Source organism: Herbaspirillum lusitanum P6-12, from assembly GCF_000256565.1.
Taxonomy (GTDB): Bacteria; Pseudomonadota; Gammaproteobacteria; order Burkholderiales; family Burkholderiaceae_D; genus Herbaspirillum; species Herbaspirillum lusitanum.
In genome coordinates this window covers 1-2,797 of the sequence record NZ_AJHH01000064.1, presented here as the reverse complement: position 1 = coordinate 2,797, position 2,797 = coordinate 1, and the positions used below count along the sequence as shown (strand labels likewise).

General features: G+C 61.2%; 4 protein-coding genes. 2 read left to right on the top strand and 2 right to left on the bottom strand.

The window, feature by feature from the left end; genetic code table 11:
- The coding region (locus tag HLUSI_RS26645; protein ID WP_016832459.1) for an alpha/beta hydrolase family protein at positions 1-731 on the top strand (731 nt) is incomplete at its 5' end.
- Here the strand turns inward: HLUSI_RS26645 and HLUSI_RS0102420 are convergent.
- A complete protein-coding gene (locus tag HLUSI_RS0102420) occupies positions 728-1,633 on the bottom strand; it encodes a DMT family transporter (protein WP_016832458.1) in 906 nt (301 codons plus the stop codon). The two genes, HLUSI_RS26645 and HLUSI_RS0102420, sit on opposite strands and share 4 nt — an antisense overlap.
- Before the next feature lie 90 nt (positions 1,634-1,723).
- Positions 1,724-2,446 carry a GNAT family N-acetyltransferase gene (locus HLUSI_RS0102415; protein ID WP_029363033.1) on the bottom strand — a complete coding sequence of 241 codons (723 nt, stop codon included), beginning with the start codon at positions 2,444-2,446 and terminating at the stop codon, positions 1,724-1,726.
- 107 nt (positions 2,447-2,553) lie between these two features.
- On the opposite strand from HLUSI_RS0102415, the gene HLUSI_RS26640 reads away from it, so the two are divergent.
- Positions 2,554-2,797: GntR family transcriptional regulator (locus tag HLUSI_RS26640; protein WP_040503074.1), on the top strand; the 244-nt coding region annotated here is incomplete at its 3' end.

The window sequence follows — 2,797 nt, the reverse complement described above, 5'->3', positions numbered from 1 at the left end:
AGACCTGCCGCCGCCAAAAACCGTTCCAGGACCGCGCCGCCGCCTCGCGCGCAGATTCGCTGCGGCGGCTGCGCGCCGGCAAGTTCGACTGGGGCAGCAAGGACTTCGAAGGCGTCTTGCAATGGGTTGCGAACAATTTCCCCGACAGCGAAATCCACGTCGTCGGACATAGCATCGGCGGCGTCATGCCCGGTTACGCGGCGTCGAACTGGCGCATCGACCGCTTGCTGGTCGTGGGCGCGCAATACGCCTATTGGCGCGACTATGCGCCCGCCGTCCGCAGGCGGATGTTCCTGAAATGGCATGTATTGATGCCGCTGCTGACTGCGGTGACGGGCTATTTCCCCGGGCGCCTGCTGGGCTGGCTGGAAGACTTGCCGGCCGGCGTCGCCTGCGAATGGGCATTTCGCCGCGCCGCGCTGGAACATCCCGACGCCGCGCGCGTGCAATTCTTCGGCAATCTGGGCGGCCCGACCCTGGCCTATACGATCAGCGACGATCCGTTCGGCACGCCCGCTGCGGTGACGCGCCTGCTGCATTACTACACCGGCAGCACCCGCACGCTGGTGAGCCTGACGCCGACCGATCTGCACATCAGCGAGATCGGCCACTTCGCCTTCTTCCACGAACGCTTCCGCCAGAGCCTGTGGAACGAAACGCTGCAATGGCTGAACTCGGGCGCGACGCGCCGACGCATCCTGGAAGAATGGCCGGCGGCGACGGCGACCTAGGTGCGCACTGCCCGCTTCTCCGGCAATGCACCGATGGCGATGCCCATGATGATCAACGCCATTGACGCCACCAGGCTGAACTCCAGCGTTTCGCCCAGGGCCAGCGACGAGCAGACGATACCGAACACCGGTACGCCGAGCAGGCCCAGCGAAGTGGTCATCGCCGGCAGCGAATGATTGACTTTGTTGATTGCCCAGTAAGCGATGGCAATGCCGAACGTCGCGCTATACAGTTGCAGCCCGATCACCTGCGCGCTCAGATCGAGCTGCGGCGGACCTTCAAACAACCACGCGCAAGGCACCAGCACGCAGCTGGCGGTCAGCGCCTGCCACACCAGCAGGTCGAACGGTTCTCCGATCCAGCGGTGGCCGCGTACGTACAGGATGCTTGCGGCCCAGAACATCGCTCCCAGCAAGATAAGGCCGTTGCCGAGCACCGAATCATGATTGCTCCAATCGAAGGCCAGCGGATTGAAGATCAGCACCAGTCCGAACAAGCCGAATACGGTGCCGATCGCGCGCCGTAACGTGAATGCTTCGCCCAGAAACAGGCGCGCACAAGGCGCGACCCACATCGGCGTGGTGTAGGCCAGCACCACCGAACGGCCGGCGGCAACGTGCTGCATGCCGACGTTGCCGAGTATCGAATAGGCAGTCATGTGCAGCAGGCCGACGCTGAACACCACCGGCAGGTCGCCGCGCTGCGGCAGGACCAGGCGGCCGCGCGCCAGACACAGGATCAGCAGCACCACCGTACCGATGCACGAACGTATCGCCGTTGACCAGATCGGCGACATGTAGTGCAGGATGGCTTTATTGACCGGCCAGGTGGTACCCCATATCAATACAACGACGCCAAGGAGGACGACGGCCTGACGGGACGACAAACTGGATTCGCGCATGATTTGTGAAATGAGTTTTACTTGTTATGGATAAATCGAAGACGCCATTTTATTGTCGGGCGGTTTATTTTGCCGAGCAGCAACGCAACATCAACGCGCCATCAATGCCCCGAGACTCTCGCGCTGCCGTCCTTGCGCATCAAAATTCTCCGGATCGAGCCAGTGCTCGAAGGCACTCTTGACCTGCGGCCATTCGCTGTCGATGATCGAGAACCACGCTGTGTCGCGGCTGCGGTTCTTGTACACCACGGCCTGACGGAACACGCCTTCGAAGGTGAATCCGTAGCGTGCAGCCGCAGCGCGCGACGGTGCATTGAGGCTGTCGCACTTCCATTCGTAGCGGCGATAGCCGAGTTCATCGAAGGCGCGCCGCATCATCAGGAACATTGCTTCGGTGGCGGCGCGGGTGCGCTGCAGACGCGGCGAAAAATTGATGTTGCCAACCTCGATCACACCGAAATTGGGGTCGATGCGCATGAAGGAAGCGACGCCCACCGCTTCATCGCTGTCCAGATTGATGATGGCGTGCATCATCGGATCCTTGCTGACGCTCATCTTGTCGACCCATGCGCGATATTCATCAATGCCGCTCGGCGGCTCAACGAACAGATAGGTGAAATTACGGCCCTCGGCATCATCGCCGTTGGCGTCGAACAATTGGTCCGCATGCGCCGGACGGATCGGCTCGACGCGGCAGTAACGCCCGTACATGGCGGTTGTCGGCGGTAGCCGGCATGGCGTCCAGTCCGGCAAAGGGGCGCCGACCGGTTGGCCGAACCGGTTCTGTGTTGCTGAGTTTGCAGAGGTCGTCATGGCAGATATGTTCGTGGTTTTCTTGAAGAATTGTTGAGCATGTTGCACAGATTAATGATAAATTTGGTCTTCTAAAAGAGCCAATATCCTCTATTTTCATCAAACCAATGCAAAACAGCATCCACGCCTCGCCATTTCCGTTCGACCTGACCGGGCTGCACCTCGCGCCCGGCAAAGGTCTCGCCGTGCAGCTGTATCAAAGCTTGCGCGACCGCATCCTCAAGGGTCAGATCGATCGCCAGGTAAAGCTGCCGACCACGCGTGAACTGGCGCTGGCGCTCAGCATCTCGCGCACCACGGTAGTCCGCGCCTACGACCAGCTGTACGCCGAGGGCTACATCAGCGCGCGCG